Origin of the sequence: Comamonas odontotermitis, from assembly GCF_014207855.1 — a bacterium.
GTDB classification, from domain to species: Bacteria; Pseudomonadota; Gammaproteobacteria; order Burkholderiales; family Burkholderiaceae_C; genus Comamonas; species Comamonas odontotermitis_A.
The window spans coordinates 20,575-39,834 of the sequence record NZ_JACHKZ010000016.1 but is presented as its reverse complement, the minus strand read 5'-3'; the positions used below and the strand labels follow the sequence as shown (position 1 = coordinate 39,834).

General features: G+C 61.2%; 15 protein-coding genes. 7 read left to right on the top strand and 8 right to left on the bottom strand.

The window, feature by feature from the left end; all coding sequences use genetic code 11:
* Positions 1–58: 58 nt before the first annotated feature.
* Together HNP33_RS13150 and HNP33_RS13145 are read left to right on the top strand one after the other, a co-directional pair.
* The gene (locus HNP33_RS13150) at positions 59–910 is read left to right on the top strand and encodes an NUDIX hydrolase (protein ID WP_184709193.1); all 852 of its coding nucleotides are present in this window, start codon (positions 59–61) and stop codon (positions 908–910) included.
* A gap of 15 nt (positions 911–925) precedes the next feature.
* Positions 926–2,203 carry an NAD(P)/FAD-dependent oxidoreductase gene (locus HNP33_RS13145; RefSeq protein ID WP_184709195.1) on the top strand — a complete coding sequence of 426 codons (1,278 nt, stop codon included), beginning with the start codon at positions 926–928 and terminating at the stop codon, positions 2,201–2,203.
* 162 nt (positions 2,204–2,365) lie between these two features.
* Here the strand turns inward: HNP33_RS13145 and HNP33_RS13140 are convergent, their stop codons facing one another.
* From HNP33_RS13140 to HNP33_RS13115, 6 genes are all read right to left on the bottom strand, one after another.
* Positions 2,366–4,690 (bottom strand): NADP-dependent malic enzyme, encoded by a 2,325-nt coding sequence (locus HNP33_RS13140; protein WP_184709197.1) that lies wholly within the window; start codon positions 4,688–4,690, stop codon positions 2,366–2,368.
* Between the two features lie 98 nt (positions 4,691–4,788).
* A complete protein-coding gene (locus HNP33_RS13135; protein ID WP_184709199.1) occupies positions 4,789–6,276 on the bottom strand; it encodes a nucleobase:cation symporter-2 family protein in 1,488 nt (495 codons plus the stop codon).
* 286 nt (positions 6,277–6,562) lie between these two features.
* Positions 6,563–7,831, bottom strand: a complete 1,269-nt coding sequence (locus tag HNP33_RS13130) for a M20 family metallopeptidase (RefSeq protein WP_184709201.1) — start codon at positions 7,829–7,831, stop codon at positions 6,563–6,565.
* A complete protein-coding gene (gene uraD / locus HNP33_RS13125; RefSeq protein ID WP_184709203.1) occupies positions 7,828–9,603 on the bottom strand; it encodes a 2-oxo-4-hydroxy-4-carboxy-5-ureidoimidazoline decarboxylase in 1,776 nt (591 codons plus the stop codon). The genes HNP33_RS13130 and uraD overlap by 4 nt, the downstream gene beginning before the upstream one ends.
* Before the next feature lie 71 nt (positions 9,604–9,674).
* Entirely contained in the window at positions 9,675–10,634 is a 960-nt protein-coding gene (gene puuE, locus HNP33_RS13120) for an allantoinase PuuE (protein WP_184709205.1), read from the bottom strand.
* Positions 10,631–11,308, bottom strand: coding sequence for a GntR family transcriptional regulator (locus HNP33_RS13115; protein WP_184709207.1), 678 nt, complete (start codon positions 11,306–11,308; stop codon positions 10,631–10,633). Before HNP33_RS13115 ends, puuE begins: the two co-directional genes overlap by 4 nt.
* Before the next feature lie 92 nt (positions 11,309–11,400).
* On the opposite strand from HNP33_RS13115, the gene uraH reads away from it, so the two are divergent.
* Positions 11,401–11,751 carry a hydroxyisourate hydrolase gene (gene uraH / locus HNP33_RS13110; protein ID WP_184709209.1) on the top strand — a complete coding sequence of 117 codons (351 nt, stop codon included), beginning with the start codon at positions 11,401–11,403 and terminating at the stop codon, positions 11,749–11,751.
* Positions 11,752–11,858: 107 nt separating this feature from the next.
* On the opposite strand, the gene HNP33_RS13105 is transcribed toward uraH, so the two are convergent.
* The gene (locus HNP33_RS13105) at positions 11,859–12,347 is read right to left on the bottom strand and encodes a hypothetical protein (protein WP_184709211.1); all 489 of its coding nucleotides are present in this window, start codon (positions 12,345–12,347) and stop codon (positions 11,859–11,861) included.
* A gap of 62 nt (positions 12,348–12,409) precedes the next feature.
* Here HNP33_RS13105 and xdhC point away from each other — a divergent pair, with 62 nt between their 5' ends.
* Entirely contained in the window at positions 12,410–13,234 is an 825-nt protein-coding gene (xdhC, locus tag HNP33_RS13100) for a xanthine dehydrogenase accessory protein XdhC (protein WP_184709213.1), read from the top strand.
* 356 nt (positions 13,235–13,590) lie between these two features.
* A complete protein-coding gene (locus tag HNP33_RS13095; RefSeq protein WP_184709215.1) occupies positions 13,591–14,826 on the top strand; it encodes a urate hydroxylase PuuD in 1,236 nt (411 codons plus the stop codon).
* Positions 14,827–15,076: 250 nt separating this feature from the next.
* Here the strand turns inward: HNP33_RS13095 and HNP33_RS13090 are convergent, their stop codons facing one another.
* Positions 15,077–16,093, bottom strand: coding sequence for a porin (locus HNP33_RS13090; RefSeq protein ID WP_184709217.1), 1,017 nt, complete (start codon positions 16,091–16,093; stop codon positions 15,077–15,079).
* A gap of 193 nt (positions 16,094–16,286) precedes the next feature.
* Between HNP33_RS13090 and HNP33_RS13085 the strand changes: the two genes are divergently transcribed.
* On the top strand, positions 16,287–16,919 hold the full coding sequence (locus HNP33_RS13085) for a Crp/Fnr family transcriptional regulator (RefSeq protein WP_184709219.1): 633 nt from the start codon (positions 16,287–16,289) through the stop codon (positions 16,917–16,919).
* A 218-nt stretch (positions 16,920–17,137) separates the two neighbouring features.
* Positions 17,138–19,192 (top strand): diguanylate cyclase domain-containing protein, encoded by a 2,055-nt coding sequence (locus HNP33_RS13080; RefSeq protein ID WP_184709221.1) that lies wholly within the window; start codon positions 17,138–17,140, stop codon positions 19,190–19,192.
* The last annotated feature ends 68 nt before the right edge of the window (positions 19,193–19,260 follow it).

Here is a 19,260-nt window from a genome sequence, read left to right as displayed (position 1 = left end):
GAATCCACGTAAAACCAATTGCGTAAAGCGCGACCAGCTCTCTTTTTTGATAGTTTCCATGGCAGCGATTTCCTCCGTCTTCTTTGCTTCAGAGCCGCCAGCGTGGCTGGGTGCAGCACAAGCTGCCATGCGGCAGCCAGCGCGCAAGCCGCGCGTTCCGCTGTGGGTCAATGGGCAGGCCGTGGGTTCACTGGTGGAGCACTTTCTGCAGGAGACCGGCATTGCAGGCAGATTGGGAGGCGACAGTCTTCTGTCCAAAGAAGAGCGTGCAGGCGTGGCGGTGTGGCTGCTGGAATCTCCCACGCAGGACGCTACCCGGCTGATGAACCGGCTGGCCGATGCGCTGCGCGATGTGGGCCGCAGCGGCCCGTGGCGCAACGAGCAACTGGCCGTGCAGGCCGTGAATGGCCGCCGCATTGGCACGGTGGAGCGCGGCGCGGTGCGCGTGCTGGGTATTGCGACGCAGGCGGTGCACCTGGTGGGCGTCTCCCCCGATGGTCGGCTGTGGGTGCAGCAGCGGGCGGCAGACAAGGCCAGCTATCCGCTGCACTGGGATACCCTGATGGGCGGCATGGTGTCCGCGCAGGACACGCTGGAGCAGGCACTGGAGCGTGAAACCTGGGAAGAAGCAGGGCTGCGGACGGCTGAGCTGGCCGATATGCGCTGGGGCGGCGTTCTGCATTTTCGCCAGCCGGGCGTGGATGGTGGCGATGACATCAGCTACATGCACGAGGACATTCACTGGTATGTCGCAACCGTGCCGCTCGGTAAGGCGCCACAGAACCAGGACGGAGAGGTTGCGCAGTTTGTTCCCTGGTCGGCAGATGAGGTGCAGCAGCACTTGGCGCAAGGCCAATTTACCCCCGAGGCCAGCCTGGTGTGGGCAGGCTATGCGGGCTGGATGAAGTAGCAACAGAGGACGGTCATGGCAGAGCAGGCAGGTGCGGGCGGCGCAAAAGTAATGCGCCCCAAGGAAGCGGTGGTAATGGGTGCGGGCGTGGTGGGCGTAGCGACGGCTCTCGCGCTGCAAAGCTACGGTGTGGCTGTCACCCTGATCGACCGTGGAGAGCCCGGCATGGAGTGCAGCTACGGCAACTCGGGCGCGATCAGCCCGGGCTCGGTGGCGCCGCTTGCCTTGCCTGGTATCTTGAAAACCGTGCCCGGTATGCTGCTGGACCAGGATGGCCCTTTATCCATCGCCTGGAAGCATTTCCCAAAGGCGGCGTCGTGGCTCGTGGCCTTTGCACAATCGGCCGAGCCCAGGCGCGTGGCGGCTGCGGCAGCGCGGCTCAACGATCTGTACCACGGTGCAGTTGATGCCCACGAAACCATGGCGCAGCGCCTGGGTGTTCCCGAGTTGTTCATCCGTCAGGGCCATTTGCATCTGTACCCCGATGCAGCGGCTGCAGAGAAGGACGCCATGGGCTGGAAGCTGCGCGAGCAGTATGGCTACCAGGTGGAGCAACTGGATCGCGCGGGCATTGAGGCATTGGAGCCCAACGCGCCGCAGGGCTATGCCTATGGCCGTTTCCTGGCCGATCATGGCACCATCCTGAACCCCTTGCGCTATGTGCAAGCCATGGTGGATGCCTTTGTACGGCGCGGCGGTACGCTGGCGCGTGCCAAAGTGCGCGCACTCCATATCACTCCCGATGGCTGGGCAGTGAAGACCGGAGACGCTGCACTGGACAAGCAACGCTGGACGCAAGTAGTTGTGGCGGCGGGCGCCTGGGCTCCGCAATTGCTGCGCCCGCTGGGCATGCTGCTGCCGGTGGAATCGCAACGCGGCTACCACGCACAGTTTGCCGGAGCCCAGCATCTGGTGGGCCGTACCGTGGTGCTGGCCGACAAGAAAGTGTTCATTGCGCCGATGGAAGGCGGCCTGCGTGTCGGCGGCACGGTCGAGATTGCGGGCCTGAAGGCGCCGCCCAATCCGCGCCGCGCGGCGGGTATCGAGCGCATTGCGCGTACGGCCTTTCCAGCCTTGGCGCAGCACCAGGCCCAGCACTGGATGGGGCACCGGCCCTGCCTGCCGGGCTCGGTGCCGGTGGTAGGCCACATCGACTCCATTCCAGGCCTGTGGCTCGCGGTGGGTCACGGTCATCTGGGGCTGACCGGATCGCTGCCGACGGCGCAGCGCATTGCCACGGGCATGTGCGGTCCGCAGGCGCTGCCATTCTGGCAACTGCGCACGGCAGGTTAGCGGCTGTTGCTACCGAAAACTTGCATGCGCGCGCAGTGCGTTTTGCTGGTGGCGCCTCATGGCGCTGCGCTGTTGACGATATTTTCAATAGCAAAATAAAACCCCCTGCAACCGAAGCGACTGCAGGGGGCATTGCACCGGGCGGGTGCCCGGGTTAGGGCATCAGGCGTTCGCGCGGCGCGCAGCGGCGCTGGCAACGGCCAGGGCCGTCATATTGAATACGCGGCGCACGGTGGAGGCCGGTGTCAGGATGTAGGCCGTAGCGGCCGTGCCCATCAGAATCGGGCCGACGGTGACGCCACCGGCGGTCGTGGTCTTGAGCACGTTGTACAGAATGTTGGCCGCATCCAGGTTGGGGCAGACCAGTACATTCGCCTCGCCCTTGAGCGTGGTTTCCGCTGATTCCATGTAACTGTTGCGGATAGCCGGGTCCAGTGCAGCATCGCCATGTAGTTCACCGTCGCATTCGATGCCGGGGTGGCGGGCAACGAAGATGTCGCGCGCTTCACGCATCTTGCGGGCCGAGGCACGCTTGGACGAGCCATAGGTGGAGTGCGAGAGGAACGCCACCTTGGGTGGAATGCCAAAACGCTGCACTTCCTGCACCGAAGCCCAGGCGATGTCGGCCAGTTCTTCAGCAGTCGGATTCTCGTTCACGTAGGTGTCGGCAATGAACAGCGAGCCGTTCTGCTCGGTCATCAGTGCGTTCAGGGCTGCGTATTGCTTTTCGCCTTCCGCACGGCCGATGATATTGTGAATGCGCTCCAGATGGGTTTCGTAGGTACCGACCAGGCCGCAGATCATGGCATCGGCGTCGCCAAGTTTAACCATCAGCGCTGCGATGATGGTGTTGGAGCGGCGCACCAAGGCCTTGGCCGTTTCTGCTGTCACACCATTACGCTTCATCAGCTGGTGGTAGGTTTCCCAATACTGGCGGAAACGCGGATCATCTTCAGGGTTGACGATTTCCACGTCTTTGCCGGGCTGCATACGCAGGCCGGCCTTGGCGATGCGCGCTGCAATCACTGCAGGGCGGCCCACCAGAATGGGGTGGGCAATGCCGTCGTCGATGACGATCTGTGCGGCACGCAGCGCGCGCTCGTCTTCACCGTCGGCGTAGGCCACGCGCTTCTGTACATCAGGCAGAGCCTTGGCGGCACTGATCACTGGGCGCATCAGCATGCCGGTCTGGTAGACGAAGCGGGTCAGGTGCTCCTTGTACGCTTCCATGTCGGTGATGGGGCGGGTTGCCACACCGGATTCCACTGCAGCTTGCGCCACGGCGGGTGCGATCTTCAGGATCAGGCGCGAATCGAATGGCGTAGGAATGAGGTAGTCCGGGCCAAAGGTGAGCTCTTTGCCCGAGTAGGCGGCGGCCACTTCTTCGCTGATGTCGGCCTTGGCCAGCTCGGCGATCTGGCGCACACAGGCAAGCTTCATGGCTTCGGTGATCTTGGTGGCGCCGCAATCGAGTGCGCCACGGAAGATGTAGGGGAAGCACAGCACGTTGTTGACCTGGTTCGGATAGTCCGAGCGGCCAGTGGCGATGATGCAGTCGGGACGGATGGCCTTGGCCAGTTCAGGACGGATTTCCGGCTCGGGATTGGCCAGCGCCAGGATGATGGGCTTGTCGGCCATGGTCTTGACCATCTCAGCCGTCAGCACACCAGGAGCCGAGCAGCCGAGGAACACGTCGGCGCCATGAACCACGTCGGCCAGGGTGCGAGCTTGGGTGTTCTGCGCGTAGCGGGCCTTGGAGGCATCAAGGCCACCAGGGCGGCCTTCGTAGATTACGCCCTTGGAGTCCACCATGTAGATGTTCTCGCGCTTGACGCCCAGGCCCACCATCACGTCCACGCAGGCAATGGCTGCAGCGCCCGCGCCCGAGACGGCAATCTTGACGGCGCCGATGTCCTTGCCCACCAGTTCCAGGCCATTGAGCAAGGCCGCGCTGGAGATGATGGCGGTGCCGTGCTGGTCGTCGTGGAACACCGGAATGTTCATGCGCTTGGACAGCTCCTGCTCGATGTAGAAGCACTCGGGCGCCTTGATGTCTTCCAGGTTGACGCCGCCCAGCGTGGGCTCCAGCGCTGCAACGATTTCGATGATCTTGTCGGGATCGCGTGCGTCCAGTTCGATGTCGAACACATCGACACCGGCAAATTTCTTAAACAGGCAGCCTTTGCCTTCCATCACCGGCTTGCCGGCCAGCGGGCCGATATCGCCCAGGCCCAGCACGGCGGTGCCGTTGGTGATTACGCCAACCAGATTGCCGCGCGAGGTGTAATCGAACGCCTTGCTGGGGTCGGCCTGGATATCGAGGCAGGGGTAGGCCACGCCTGGCGAGTAGGCCAGCGACAGATCACGCTGGTTGGACAATGGCTTGGTGGGGGTGACCGAAATCTTGCCTTTGCTGGGGCTGCGGTGGTATTCGCGAGCTGCATCGCGGAGGGCCTGTTCGGCGGCGGAGAGTGGTTGCTGTGCCATAGATCAATCCTGTAAATGTCAACTGCATCATAAATGCGTCGACCCACTCCATTTTGGTAGTGGGTCTCAATTTCAATGCTGCAGCGCAACAAGTGTTGTTAGTGAGCGTCCGCCTGTCGGGCGGCCTGCACAATGGCGGCCTCGTCGTGTTTGGCACCATTGAAGAACACATTGAGCGCCACGGCGCAGATGGATGCGAGCAGAATGCCCGATTCGATCAGCGGGTGGATGGCGTGCGGCATCCATTGGCGAAAGCTCGGTGCAATCAGCGGGATCATGCCCACGCCAATGGACACTGCAACAATCATTCCGTTATAGCGGTTGTTGCGGAAATCCACATTGCCCAGAATACGGATGCCGGTGGCGGCAACCATGCCGAACATCACCAGCCCCGCGCCGCCCAGCACCATGGTGGGCAGCGATTCCACCAGGGCCCCCAGCTTGGGCAGCACGCCCAGAATGATCAGAATGAAGCCGCCAGCCACGCAGACAAAGCGGCTCTGGATGCCGGTGACTGCCACCAGACCCACATTCTGCGAGAAGCTGGTGTAGGGGAAGGTGTTGAAGATGCCGCCCAGCAAGGTGCCCAGGCCATCGGTGCGCAGGCCGCGCGTCAGGTCATCTGGCGTCACTTCCTTGCTCGTCATGTCTCCGAGCGCGAGGAACATGCCGACCGATTCGATCATCACGACGATCATCACCAGGGTCATGGTGAGGATCAGGATCGGATCGAACACGGGCGCCGCAATTTCGAACGGCATCACGAAATCGAACCATTCGGCCTGCACCACCTTCTCATAGGTCATGAAACCCATCGCCGTGGCGATGATGGCGCCGATCACGATGCCGGCCAGCACGGCCACATTGGCCAGAAAGCCTTTGGCGAACTTGGTGATCAAAAGGATGGATACCAGCACGATGCCCGAAATGGCCACACCGCTGAGGTCGGCATATTTGGGGTTGGGAATGGATGGCAGGATGCTCATGCCCTTTGGAATAGGTGGCAGCGAAGAGCCCGGTGCGCCCGCCATGGCTTGCGCTTCCTGCAGCCATTTGGCGTACTCGGGATTGACCACGTTGGGTGCTGTGGGGCCCACCGGGTTGCCGAAGATCCAGTTGATGCCCACGCGCATCAGGCTGATGCCGATGACCGTGATGATGGTGCCGGTAACAACAGGCGGGAAGAACCGCAGCATGCGGCTGACAAACGGTGCTATGGCAATCGATATCACCCCGGCCCCAATAACCGAGCCGAAAATCAACCCTGCCCCATAGGTGCCGCCCGTGGTCTGCGCCATGGAAATCATGGGCGCCACGCTGGCAAAGGTCACGCCCATCATTACCGGCAGCTTGATGCCGAACCAGCGCGTCGCGCCCCAGGCCTGGATCAGGGTGACCAGCCCGCACACAAACAGATCGGCAGAGATGAGCTTGGCGATCTGGTGGTGGTCCAGGTTCAATGCCCGACCCACGATCAGCGGCACCGCCACCGCACCCGCATACATGACCAATACATGCTGCAAACCAAGTGCCGTCAACCGCCCCAACGGCAGTACTTCGTCCACAGGGTGTTTGTTAGATTGCATTCTTTCGCTCCTATCACGAAAAACCTTGTACAGCTGGATTGCGGCAGGGCGAATCCATACAAAAAGTGTATACACATTCGGCGTGCAGGCGACTTGCTGATTACCCTGAAACTGCCCTGAACCCGTCTGGTACGCGACAATTTTTTTGCTATTGAATCAGGAGTTTGCGTGCAAGCACGGTAAGCGCTGGAGGTGAAAAGGAATGAAAAACGCCTCCCGAAGGAGGCGTTGCAAGAGGGCGATGCGCAGTCAGTGAACGGCGTCTGCAGCAGCTTTCAGATTGCTTTTACGCCAGCAGATCGTACAGCGCGCGTGCCACCACCTTGGTCGCGCGGCGCAGGTCTTGCAGATCAAGGCGCTCGTCGGCGCGCTTGGCGTGCGATTCCAGCACGGTACGGGGGCCTGCGCCATAGATCACACCGGGAATGCCTCGCTCCACATAGAGGCGCACATCGGTGTACAGCGGCGTGCCGACTGCGGGTGGCTTCTCGCCAAAAACGGCTTCGCCATGCTGCTGGATGGCATCCACCAGCGGCTTGTTGCCGGGCAGGGGTGTCATGGCATTGGCCAGCAGCAGGCGCTTGATGTCCACGCGCACTGCATCTTCGCCGGTATAGCCGCCTCGGGTGTTGAAATCTTCAACGGCCTTGGCGATGACCGCACGGATGTGGGTTTCGACTTCTGCGGGATTCTCTTCGGGAATCATGCGGCGGTCGATCTTGAGCACCACCTTGCCGGGCACCACGTTGGTGTTGGTGCCGCCGTCGATGCGGCCGATGTTCAGGTAAGGGTGCTTGATGCCAGGTACCTTGGAGGTGATCTGCTGGTACTTGGTATTTTCGGCGTACAGCGCATTCATCAGCACCACGGCAGCCTGCAGCGCGTCCACCCCCGTATGCGGCACGGCAGCGTGGGCCATCTTGCCCTGCACGGTAATTTCCATCTGCAGGCAGCCGTTGTGGGCCGTCACCACTTCGTAGCTGAAGCCGGCTGCGATCATCAGATCGGGCTTGGTCAGCCCCTTCTCCAGCAGCCAGCCCGGGCCCATGATGCCGCCGAACTCTTCGTCGTAGGTGTAGTGCAGCTCCACCGCACCCTTGGCGGGTTTGGCCACGGCTTCGAGGGCACGCACGGCGTAGGTGAAGCTGGCGAAATCGCTCTTGCTCACCGCGGCAGCGCGGCCGTAGAGCTTGCCATCCACGATTTCGGCGCCATAGGGGTCCTTGGTCCAGCCCTCGCCGGGAGGCACCACATCGCCGTGGGCGTTCAAGGCGATGGTGCGGCCCGAGCCTGCGCTGCCGTACTGGCGGCGCACGATCAGGTTGGTGATCGATTCCATGCCATAGGCCTTGACCTCGGCTTCCGGCACCACGTGCTTTTCGGCTTCATAGCCAAAGTCCTTGAGCAGCTCGGCCGTGCGTTCGGCGTGGGGCGCGTTGTTGCCGGGCGGCGTATCGGTGGGAACCTGCACCAGCTTCTGGAAGAACTGCACTTCTTCATCAAAGTGCTGATCGATCCACTGGTCTAGGGCTGCGTAGGTGGTTGCGTTGGTCATGCTGCCTCTTTTTCGAGTTGTTGAATGATGTGGGTGAAAGCGTCGATGGACAGCTGCATGTCGTCAGACGTGCTCGATTCCAGCGGGTTGTGGCTGATGCCGCTGTTGATGCCGCGCACGAACAACATGGCCTGCGGCATGACTTCGTGCAGCTTCATGGCATCGTGCCCTGCGCCGCTGGGCATGCGGAACAGGGGCACACCCTGGGCCGCTACGGCTTTTTCCCAGCGCTGTTGCCACTCTGGCGCGCTGGGGGCGGCGGCGGCCTGCATGGTCAACTCGCTGGTCACGCGCAGGCCTCGGCGCTCGGCAATGGCTGCCAGCTCGGCGAGGATGTCGCTCACCATGGCATCGCGCTGTGCATTGGTGGGCGCGCGCATATCGAGGCTGAACTTGCAGCGGCCGGGCACCACGTTGATCGAGCCGCTGGGCACCTCCAGCATGCCAACGGTGGCCACCGAATCGCCATCCTGTGCGGCGCGCTTTTCGGCGTACAGCATCAGCTCGGCCACGCCGCAGGCAGCGTCGCGGCGGCGGTCCATAGGGGTGGTTCCAGCATGGCTGGCCATGCCGATCATTTCGCACACATAGCGGGAGCTGCCATTGATCGAGGTGACGATACCCAGCGGAATATCGAGTTCGTTGAGCACTGGGCCCTGTTCGATATGCACTTCGATGAAGCCCAGATACTTGGTGGCATCACGCTGGATCTTGGGGATGTCGTCGATGCACAGGCCGGCATGCTGCATGGCTTCGCGCATGGTGATGCCGTCTTCGTCTTTCTGGCCCAGCCAGTTTTGGTCAAAGTGGCCGATCAGCGCGCCTGAGCCCAGGAAGGTGGCCTTGTAGCGCTGGCCTTCCTCTTCGGCAAATCCGACGACTTCGATACCAAAGGGCAGGCGCTTGCCCGCGCGGTGCAGCTCGCGCACACAGGCCATGGGTACGAAGATGCCCAGGCGGCCATCGTATTTGCCGCCGTTGCGAACGGTGTCGTAATGGCTGCCGGTCAAAAGGTATTTGGAATCGGGCGTGGCGCCGTGGTAGCGGCCTACTACGTTGCCTACGGCGTCGATCTCGACTTCGTCAAAACCGCTCTCGCGCATCCAGTGGCTGATGCGCTGGGCGCAGGCGCGGTGCGCGTCCGTGAGATAGGTGACGGTGAGCTGGCCCTTTTCGGCGTAGCCCTCGTCGCTGTGCTGAGCCAGTTTTTCCTGCCAGTCCCACACGTCGTTGCCCAGCGCGGGCTCGTAGCCGAACTTGTCGTTCAGGCGGATTTCTGCAATGCGGTGGATATTGCGCAGTGCTTCGTCACGTTCAAAGGCCGGGTGGTTGTGCAGGCGGCGCTCGAAGGTGGCGATGATCTCGGCCTTGGGCAGGCCCAGGCCCCGCGGGCCGCGCACGGCAAGCACGGGTGGGAAGCCAAAGCGCGCCTGGTAGTCGGCATTGAGCTGGCGGATATGGGCCAGTTCATCCGGAGTGCAATTGGTCAGGCCCGCCTTGCTCTGCTCATTGGTCGATTCGGCCGTGAGCGTGTTGGTTTCCATGGCCTTGCCAGCCAGCTCCGGGTGAGCGCGGATCAGGTCGAGCTTCTTTTGATCGCTGCTGGCAGCCAGCGCCTGCACCATGGCGTACTTGAGCTGCGCGAGCGACTGAAAGGGGCGCTGTGCCAGCGCGGCCTCTGCGATCCACGGTGAATGCTCGTACAGGCCATCGAGCATGACAAGCGCTTCTTCAGATGTTGCGCTGTTGAGTTGTTCCAAGGTCAATGCCATGGTTGTCTCCTATCAAAATATGAGCATCCAGCGCTTGCCGATCAAGCACTTGGACTTGGTGCCGTTTTCATTCAAAGTGCGGGGGCTGGAAAGTGCTGGGCCCAGTGGCGGGCAATGTCGATGCGTTTGCAGACCCAGACCTTGTCATGCTGCTGGATGTGGTCCAGAAAGCGTTGCAGCGCCGTGATGCGGCCTGGGCGGCCGAGCAGGCGGCAGTGCATGCCGATGCTCATCATCTTGGGACGGTTCTCGCCATGCGGGTCGCCTTCGGCATACAGCACGTCAAAGCTGTCCTTCAGGTACTGGAAGAACGGATCGGCATGCGAGTAGCCCTGGGGCAGCGCAAAGCGCATGTCGTTGCAGTCGAGCGTGTAGGGCACGATCAGCTGGTGGGCGGCTGTGCCATCGGATTTTTGCAGCTTCATCCAGAATGGCAGGTCGTCACCGTAGTAATCGCTGTCATAGGCAAAGCCGCCGAAATCGGCCACCAGACGGTGGGTGTTGGGGCTGTCGCGGCCGGTGTACCAGCCCAGGCCGTGTTCGACGCGGCTGCCATAGATATTCTTGAAGATATCCATGGCCTGCTGCATGTGCGCGCGCTCGATCTCTTCGGGCACGTTCTGGTAGTGGATCCATTTGAGGCCGTGGCAGGCCACTTCATGGCCCAGGTCGGCAAAGGCCTGCGCCAGTTCGCGGTGGCGCTGCAACGCCGTGGCCACGCCAAACACGGTCAGTGGCAGGCCGCGTTTTTCAAATTCGCGCAGCAGGCGCCACACGCCTGCGCGCGAGCCGTATTCGTAGATGCCGTCCATGCTCATGTGGCGCTCAGGGTAGGCCGCCGGGTTGAACATTTCGGACAGGAACTGCTCGCTGGCGGGATCGCCATGCAACACGTTGTTTTCACCGCCTTCTTCGTAGTTCAGCACAAACTGCACGGCAATGCGCGCGCCCTGCGGCCATTGCGCATGGGGCACGTCGCGGCCGTAGCCGATGAGGTCGCGGGGGTAGGAGGCGGTGGCGTCGTAAGTCATACCGTGATCGTGGACAAAGCCATGGACAAATCGTTGCTGGGAATATCGCGCTCAAACTGCAAGCCTTGCTCGACGTGCTCCAGGTGCTCCTGCAGCAGCTGCACGGCGCCTTCGACATCCCGCGCAGCAATCGCCTGCACGATGGCCTCGTGCTCTTCGTGCGAATGCGCGGCGGCGCTGGCCGATTGGTACATCAGCGTGATCAGCGCGCAGCGGGAGATCAGATCGCTCAGCATCTGGGCAAGCACTTCATTGCCCATCAGCTCGGCAATGCGGACATGGAAGTCGCCCAGCAGTTCGGTACGGCTGCTGACATCGGTGCCTCCCATCGCGGCGGCTTCCTGCTTGACATGATCGCGCAGGGCCTTGAGCTGTTTGGGCGTCACGTTCTGCGCAAAGTTGCGCGTCATCTCTATCTCGAGCATCTTGCGCACGGCAAACACCTGGCGGGCCTCTTCGACCGAAGGCGTAGACACGAACGCGCCACGGGCCGGTTCGAGCGTGACCAGATGGTTCTGCGACAGCTGGAAGAGCGCCTGGCGCACCAGAGTGCGAGAGACCCCGAAGTGATCGGCAAGCTTTTGCTCTGCCAGTTTGGTGCCTGGCAACAGCTTGTGCTCGACGATGGCGCGGGTCAGCGCCTGAGCGATGGTGGAAGTGGAGGTGGATTCCATACCAGGATGATAGATCGATTGACAAAAAGTGTATACACTTTCAGTGCACATCACCAGTGTCATCTTAACCATAATCATCAGGAGATTTCCCTATGGGCCTCAGCACCCACGTTCTCGATACCATGAATGGCTGCCCCGCTGCGGGCATGGCGGTGGAATTGTTCTCCACCGAAGGCGACAAGGCCACTTTGGTCAAAAGCCTGGTTTTGAACCACGACGGACGTACCGACGCGCCGCTGTTTGACAACAACACCCTCCAAGTGGGTACGTACCGTTTGACTTTTGACGTGGCGGCTTATTTCAAGGCCCGGGGCGTGCAACTGCCCGAGCCCAGCTTTCTGAACAAGGTGAGCCTGGATTTTGGCGTGGCCAATGTGGACCAGCACTACCACGTGCCGCTTCTGGTCAGCCCCTGGAGCTATTCCACGTACCGAGGCTCGTGATGCAGGTTATGCCCGACATGTTGGCAGGCACTCGCGGCCAAGGCTTCTGAGAATAGCTTCTGTAGCACGCTGTTGATGCGTGCGACAGGCTACTGTTTGGATAGCAATCAGCGCTGGCCTTCGGTGAGGGTGTGCAGCTGGAAGCGGCCACTTTCATCCCACAGCCAGGTATCGGTGTAAATGGTTTGTGCCAGCCGGGGTGCAGCCGGAAAAGGGGCGGCGTCGTAGACCATGTCTTCGATCTGCTGCACCACTTCTGGTGCGTGGCTTGGTTCGCGCAGCCAGTTCAGGCCTTCGATACGGCCTTGGGCGTCCAGATAGAGCTCCAGGCTGCCGATGGCGTAGAGCATGGGCGGCATCATGCCCTGGAAGATGCGGTCCGCATAACGATCGTACAGGTGGCGCGCGCACTCGCGGCGGTACTCATCTTCGTTACGGGCGGCAGACAGTACGACGGGCTGCTCGGCAGATGGCTCAGGGGGCGCAGGTGGCGTGTGCTGTGCCGCTATGTCTTCAGTGGCGGCCTCACTGGAATCTGCGTGGCCGGTGATTCTGTTCCAGAAGCGTTGCCAAGCGCTGGGGTTGGGTTCAGTCATGGTAGAAATGATAGCGTGCAGCGCCGTGGTGTGTTGCCGCCCATCGGGATGGAGAGCTAGGAATGCGTGCGTTGCAGCAACTATTGGCCCGCTTGTCAGTGGAGCCGGCCTGCCTGGTCGAAGTCGAGGCGACCCAAGGGTCGGCGCCGCGCGAGCAAGGCGCATGGATGGCGGTGTTTGGCGCGGGAGACGCGCCAGCGAGCACCGGTCAGATCGGAACCATCGGGGGCGGCCATCTGGAGTGGCTGGCTGCTGAAAAGGCCCGTGCCATGCTGGCTGGCAGCGAGACGGAGGCACACGAGCGCTACCCATTGGGACCCAAGCTTGGCCAATGCTGCGGTGGCGTCGTGCATCTGCGCTTTGTGAAGGTGGGAGCCGCAGACCGCGCTGCCCTGCAGGCCCGGCTGGCGGAGAAGTTTGCGCCGGTCGCCATTTTTGGCGCAGGCCATGTAGGCGCGGCTCTGGTGCAGGTGCTGGCGCCGCTGCCGCTGCAAATTACCTGGGTGGACAGCCGAGACGCGATCTTCCCTTCCGAGTTGTCTGCCAATGTGGTGGCCGAACATTCCGATCCCGTCGAGGCTGCCGTGGCCGATTTGGCAGCAGGCAGCAGCATCTTCATCCTCACGCACAACCACCAGCAGGACTTGTTCATCACTCAGGCCTGCCTGGTACGACTGCGCGAGCAGGCTGATTTGGGCATGGTCGGCCTGATTGGCAGCGCCACCAAGCGCGCGAGTTTTGCGCATCGCCTGCAAGAGCGCGGCTTTTCTGCCACTGAATTTGCCCGTATCACCTGCCCGATCGGCGTGCCAGGCATCACCGGCAAGGCCCCTGAAGTGATTGCCATTGCGGTAGCGGCGCAGCTTTTGCAGTCAGTCAGCTATTAGTTTGATAGCTGGCGACGCTTTCATGCTTTGAGCCAGAGGCCGAAAGAAGGCATGTTTTCAAGCCTTGACTGCATGCACCCGTTCGAGGCAGTGCGTAATCATGGTGTATTTCACATCAGGGTTTTAACTAGGGTGAGCATGACACGATAAGCTCCCACTGTCACCAAAAATTGCATACACTTTGCGTCTACAAAATGGTCGCAGCGGAGCCCTGGCATCGATGATTGCTGTGGAGCGCGGCCACTTGGCTGCTCAGAGCGCCCGCAGTGGTGAGCAGCTTTTCTCGGACGGTGCCGGTTGCCCCACGCAACAGCGCCGCCCGCAAGGGCAGCTCCACGCTGCCAAGGATGAAAGCGATGGAAGGCTATATCCTCGACTGGGCGAACCTCTTGCTGCGCTGGCTGCACGTCATCACGGCAATTGCATGGGTGGGCTCGTCGTTCTACTTTGTGTTTCTGGACAGCAGCCTGACGCCGCCCGAAGACGAAGACCTGAAGAAGCAGGGTGTCAGTGGCGAGCTATGGGCCGTGCACGGTGGCGGCTTCTACCACCCCGTCAAGTTCAATGTCTCACCTCCCAAGCTGCCCGATCACTTGCATTGGTTTTACTGGGAAAGCTACACCACCTGGCTATCTGGTTTTGCGTTGCTGACGGTGTCTTACCTGTGGAACGCCAATATCTATCTGGTCAACCCCGCCAACCCCAATGCCATGAGCACGCCAATGGCGGTGTTTGCGGCGCTGAGCTTTCTGGTGGTGTTCTGGCTGCTGTATGACGGCATCTGCCGCGTCTTCGGGCAGAAGAAGAATGGCGATGGCATTGTGGGCGCCCTGGTGCTGGTGCTGGTCTGCATCGCGGCCTTCCTGGCGTGCCACATCTTCCCTGGCCAGGCGGCTTTCCTGCTGATGGGGGCCATGCTAGCCACATCAATGAGCGCCAATGTGTTCTTCTGGATCATCCCTGGCCAGCGCACGGTGGTACGCGCGCTCAAGAACGGTGAACCAGTCGACCCTATCCACGGCAAACGCGGCAAGCAGCGCAGCGTGCACAACACCTATTTCACGCTGCCTGTGCTGTTTGCCATGCTCTCCAACCACTACGGCTGGCTGTACAACCAGAAGTACAACTGGCTGGTGCTGATCTTCATGATGTTCGCGGGAGCGGCCATTCGCCAGTTCTTTGTGCTGCGCCATGGCTTCAAGCTTGGCCGCAACAAGCACCCCTGGCCGTATGCCGTGATCGGCGTGGCAGCCATCCTGGGCGTGATGGTCTGGCTCAAGCCCGGCCCGCAGGCTGCTGCACCGGCGGCACCTGCAGCGGCCGCAAAGCCTGCTGCAGAAGGCGCGGTGGCATACAGCGAGGTATCCAAGGTATTTGCCCAGCACTGCGTGGCCTGCCACAGCGCGGCTGGCCTGGCACAGAAGAACGTGAAGCTGGATTCACCAGGTGAAGTGGCACAGCACACCCAACAGATTTACCAACAGGTGGTGGTGCTCAAGAAGATGCCGTTTGGCAATCCCGATGGTCTGTCTGCCACCGAACGTGACCTGGTCAAGCGCTGGTTTGAAGGTGGTGCATCGACGGCGCCTTGATGGCCAACTGAGAGATCGATGATGAGACGCCCTCTGATGAGGGTGTTTTTCATGTCTTTGGTTCTGCCACCCTGCAGATCTTTAGCTCGGGCTCGATCCCGGAATAAGAAGACCTCCAAACTTTGCTTGGAGGTCTTTGCTTGTCTGCGCATAGGTAAGGCGCGTCAGCGGCTATCCATCAGAGTGCAAGGTCGCAGGTGCATTCAAGTGGAGGCACGGAGAGCATCGGCTGGCGCGCAATGTGGCCGTGTCAGAAGCGGTGACGGATGCCCACGCCCACGCTGGTGCCGCTGCCTACGTCTTTGACCTTGTCGTACATCACGATGGCGTAGCCATCGGTGCGTTTGGAAAAATCGTAGTTGTAGCCCACAGAGACAGTATTGCGTTTGGTGCTGGTCTGGTCCAGCTTTGACTGGGCCCAGGCAGCCAGGATGCGGCTGTTGGCGGCCAGTGGAATGGTGGCGCCCAGAGAGCCGGTCTTGGCTTTGTAGTCGTCGTTTTTGCCCTTGGTCTGGCCATAGGTGGCAAAGGTTTTGACCACGCCGAAGTCGTAGCGGGCGCCCAGCATCCAGTTCTTGCGGCCATCAGGAAGCACTGAAGCAATGGGGCTGGCGATGCTGACATCCTCGTAGAACGCTGTCAGTCCCAGTGGGCCCTGGCTGTAGGTAGCGTTGACGCCGACATTCTTCTTGCCGTTCTGGCCGGCCTGCTCGCCAAACTGGTAATGCACATTCGCCTTGAGTCCGCTGACATCAGGGGTGGAATAGACAATCTGATTACTCCAGCCGGTATCGGTAGGGTTGGTTCTCTGCCATGCCGGGCCGCTGATGTTCTGGTGCAGTACCAGCGGAGAGAAGGTGAACGAATCGCCATAAGGATTGAACGAAATGGTCGGCACGAAATTGGGGGCGACGGTGCGGCCCAGCAGCACGCGACCAAAACCACCATCCAGGGCGACAAAGGCATCGCGCGAGAAGAATGGGTCGCCATTGAAACGGCCAGGAGAGCCTGTGTCGCCGCGGAAGAAACTGTTCAGCATGAAATTGAGCTTGAGGCCTCCGCCCAGATCTTCTGTGCCCTGAAAGCCGATCCACGAGGTGGTCATGCCGCCGCTATTGACGACGTTAGTGCGGCCGGCATCGCCCGGCGCTTTCATCGAGCCTACGTAGAGATCGCTCAGGCCGGTCACAGTGACCGACGACTGGGCTTGCGCTGTAGCAACACAAGCTAGCATGGCAGCCGTTGCGAGCAGTTTTTTGTTATGCATAACAGTCCTTTGTTTCAGGTGTTGGATTTGTGATCGAGGGAATTTTCAAATGTGGGTAGCCCCGTTGTGGAATATGCGTTTCAACTTGCGCTGTGTCAGTCAGAACTTACACGAGGTGTGGTGTAGAAGCTGCACGCATACGCGTTGATTTAGCGCAATACGCCCAAGGGCAGTGGCGTGCAAAGTTCGTGCCATGCTCGATCTGCTTTCTTTGGATGACTTTGTGACCCACAGCGCGCCTGCCGGCGTGATGGTGCGCCGCCGCCACCAACCATTGGTGGATGTGCTGTATCTGGAAAGCGGAACCATAGTATTTGGGGTTCAAGAAGAAGGGCGCATGCGTCATCTGCTGGGTGTAATGCATGCTCCATGCTGGCTGGATGCGGCTCCGGCCCTCGCTGGACAGCCTTGTGCGGTGGACATGATGGCCCAGACGCAGGTGCAATGGCGTTCCGTGCCGGTAGACCGGCTACGCACCAGCTTGCAGCAATGGCCTGCCGATGCGCAGGGCTTGGTGACCAGCATGGCGCAGGGCTACTGCCAGCAAGCGGCGCTGGCCGTCAGCCGTGTGGCCCAGGATGCGGTGGCACGTTGCGCCCAATGGTTGCTGCAACACGCAGAACCGGTACACGCCAATGAAGCGATAAGTGGTCTGGCCGTCCATTTGGCGCAGTCCAAGCGCCAGATCGCCGCACATCTGGGTATTGCACCAGAAACCCTGTCGCGCGTTTTGCGTCAGCTGCGCGATCAAGGTTTGCTGGATGGGGCGGGCAAAAGCCTGCGGTTACCTCAGCCCGAATCATTGCGCCAGTTGGCCAAATCCTGAGTTCTCGTATCGTTGGCGATAGTGGGGCTTCACAGACTTGGGCAAGTGCTGTCCGGTTGTCTGCAGACCAAGGTGTTTTCCTTACGGCCTTCTACCGATAGCCGGGCAGCGCTGAAATAGCGAACATGTGCGCAGTTCAAACAGGAGTTGCGCCATGTATCTGCCTTTGACAATCCTGCCCCCAGAGCTACCGATTTGCTTGCCAGCCTAGGGCGCATATGAGGCGCCTGTTTGATAGCCAGCATCTGCTGACCTCGCTGCACGCCCCGCAATCAGGCAGTGCTGTGCCAGGCCGCTGGGCCTTGCAATTGATGGTGGTGGTGCCCCTGATGCTATTGCTCGCAATGGCATTGGCGGGATGGCTGGTCTTGCGCAGCAACCAGGAAGGCACCATGCGGCAGATGGTGGCCCAGCAGGCCGATGAGACGGAGTTGCTTGCCAAGCTCATCGGCAGCAAGCTGGAGCAGAGCCAGAAAGTGCTGGCTGCGGTTGCCGAGGCCGCGGCGCCCTGGGCACTTGATTCCCGTCCAACCCTGGAATGGTTGTTGGACCAAGGTTTGCCCGCCACCCGGTACTTTGACAGCATGGTATTTGCCCGTGGTGCGCAGGTGTTCCGTCTGGATTTTCGCTCTGGCGATGGCGACAGGGCCGAGGTGGAGCCAGCGGAGCGCGATTTGCTGCGGCGGGTGATCGTTGATGGCAAACCCCAGGTGTCCGATCCGGTCAAGAGCACGCTGGGGGGGCCGAGCATTGCCCTGGGGATTCCGCTGCGGGCCAAAGATGGCAGTGTGCAGGGGGCGATCGCTGGTGTGCTGCGGCTGCAATCGCAAAGCCTGCTGCCTGTGTCGCTGGCCGTGCCAGCGCGCGAAAACGCGCAGCTGGTGGTGATGAGTACCAGCGGAGTAGTCATCTCGCACCCCGATCCGTCGCGCATTTTGGGCATGGCTGTCGATGAGCCTGCTCTGGCCCAGGCCCTGCGGCTGTGGAGCGAGCGTGAACGCAATGGCGCATCCACCACCGCGCAAGCCTGGTGGCGTGCGCCACAGCTTATCAGCGTGGCCGAGATTCCCGCGGCGCGCTGGTTGGTGGTGCGGGTGGTGCAGCATGAAACCAGCTCGCCGTTGGTGGGCCCCATGCTCGACACCTGGTCGGGTCTGACGGTTCAGGCCCTGGCATTGGTCATGGTGGTTCTCAGCCTCGCCTGGTTGTGGTGGCACACGCGCAAACTGCGGGTCATGGTCGCGGAGGTTCCTCCGCCCATGCCGGGCGAGGTGCTAGTTGCGGGTGACGAGCTTGACCAGATAGGGCGGCAATTACGCAGCCTGCAGCAGCAGCAAAGCCTGCTGGAGCGCCGCCTGCAGCAAAAATCACAGTTGGCAGACACGGTGCTGGAGAGCGCAAGGTTTTCCATGTTGCTCTTGAAAGATGAGCGGATGGTGCAGGTCTCTCAGGCGCTATCGCATCTTTTAGGCTATGACCGTGGTGACCTGGAAGGGCAGGGTGTGCAACTGCTGGCCATGGATCAGGCAGATCTGGATGCACTGTGGAGCCAGGTGCAGCCGCAGCTTTTGCGCGATGGCAGCGCCGAAGCTACTGTGAGTCTGCGTCACCAGTCGGGGGCACCGGTCATTGCCACGGTGCAGCTGGTACGGGTGCCCGGAGTGACTGCAGGCTATCTGTGGTGTTTTGTGCGTGCTGGTCAGGCGCGGGTGGCCAGCCGGTCGGCTACGCAGCAGGACAAGTTGACGGAGCTGCCTAGCTACGATGCACTGTTCTCGCATCTCACTGCGATGCTGCAGGCGCAGCGCGAAGGGCTGGATGGCTCGTCGCCCAGCGCACCGGTGTTGTTCTATGTCAATGTCGACAATATGTCGTCCATCAATGCGCTGGCTGGTCATGCGCAGGGCGACTTGGTGCTTCAGCAGGTAGCGCGCCAGTTGCAGATGCTCCAGCCATTTCAGGGCTTTGCCGCGCGGGTGGCTGGTGACAAGTTTGCGCTGGTGCTGCGCCAGTGCAGCCGCGAAAAGGCCGATGCGCTTGCAAGGCAGTTGTGTGAAGCGCTGCAGAACTGGCAGCCTGAGTTGCGCGGCAAGCATTTCTTGGTCACGGTGAGCATTGGGCTATTGCACATGGATGCAGGCTTTGCCGATGCCCACCAGGTCATTCGCGCCGCAGACATGACCTGTTATGAGGCCAAACGGCATGGCGGCAACAGTGTGCATTGGAGGGCTGACCGAGCAGAGGCCGACGGCACCTCATTGCGCCACGGGTAAGACCGGGATTGTCGGGAGCGTCTCTACTGATAAGCTCATCGGGTATGAGCTTTTCTGGCATGCGCTGC

Bases quoted from the DNA above. Each gene is read 5' to 3' on its own strand.
- HNP33_RS13150 (WP_184709193.1), top strand. From the start codon at position 59: ATGGCAGCGATTTCCTCCGTCTTCTTTGCTTCAGAGCCGCCAGCGTGG.
- HNP33_RS13145 (WP_184709195.1), top strand. From the start codon at position 926: ATGGCAGAGCAGGCAGGTGCGGGCGGCGCAAAAGTAATGCGCCCCAAG.
- HNP33_RS13140 (WP_184709197.1), bottom strand. From the start codon at position 4,690: ATGGCACAGCAACCACTCTCCGCCGCCGAACAGGCCCTCCGCGATGCA.
- HNP33_RS13135 (WP_184709199.1), bottom strand. From the start codon at position 6,276: ATGCAATCTAACAAACACCCTGTGGACGAAGTACTGCCGTTGGGGCGG.
- HNP33_RS13130 (WP_184709201.1), bottom strand. From the start codon at position 7,831: ATGACCAACGCAACCACCTACGCAGCCCTAGACCAGTGGATCGATCAG.
- uraD (WP_184709203.1), bottom strand. From the start codon at position 9,603: ATGGCATTGACCTTGGAACAACTCAACAGCGCAACATCTGAAGAAGCG.
- puuE (WP_184709205.1), bottom strand. From the start codon at position 10,634: ATGACTTACGACGCCACCGCCTCCTACCCCCGCGACCTCATCGGCTAC.
- HNP33_RS13115 (WP_184709207.1), bottom strand. From the start codon at position 11,308: ATGGAATCCACCTCCACTTCCACCATCGCTCAGGCGCTGACCCGCGCC.
- uraH (WP_184709209.1), top strand. From the start codon at position 11,401: ATGGGCCTCAGCACCCACGTTCTCGATACCATGAATGGCTGCCCCGCT.
- HNP33_RS13105 (WP_184709211.1), bottom strand. From the start codon at position 12,347: ATGACTGAACCCAACCCCAGCGCTTGGCAACGCTTCTGGAACAGAATC.
- xdhC (WP_184709213.1), top strand. From the start codon at position 12,410: ATGCGTGCGTTGCAGCAACTATTGGCCCGCTTGTCAGTGGAGCCGGCC.
- HNP33_RS13095 (WP_184709215.1), top strand. From the start codon at position 13,591: ATGGAAGGCTATATCCTCGACTGGGCGAACCTCTTGCTGCGCTGGCTG.
- HNP33_RS13090 (WP_184709217.1), bottom strand. From the start codon at position 16,093: ATGCATAACAAAAAACTGCTCGCAACGGCTGCCATGCTAGCTTGTGTT.
- HNP33_RS13085 (WP_184709219.1), top strand. From the start codon at position 16,287: ATGCTCGATCTGCTTTCTTTGGATGACTTTGTGACCCACAGCGCGCCT.
- HNP33_RS13080 (WP_184709221.1), top strand. From the start codon at position 17,138: ATGAGGCGCCTGTTTGATAGCCAGCATCTGCTGACCTCGCTGCACGCC.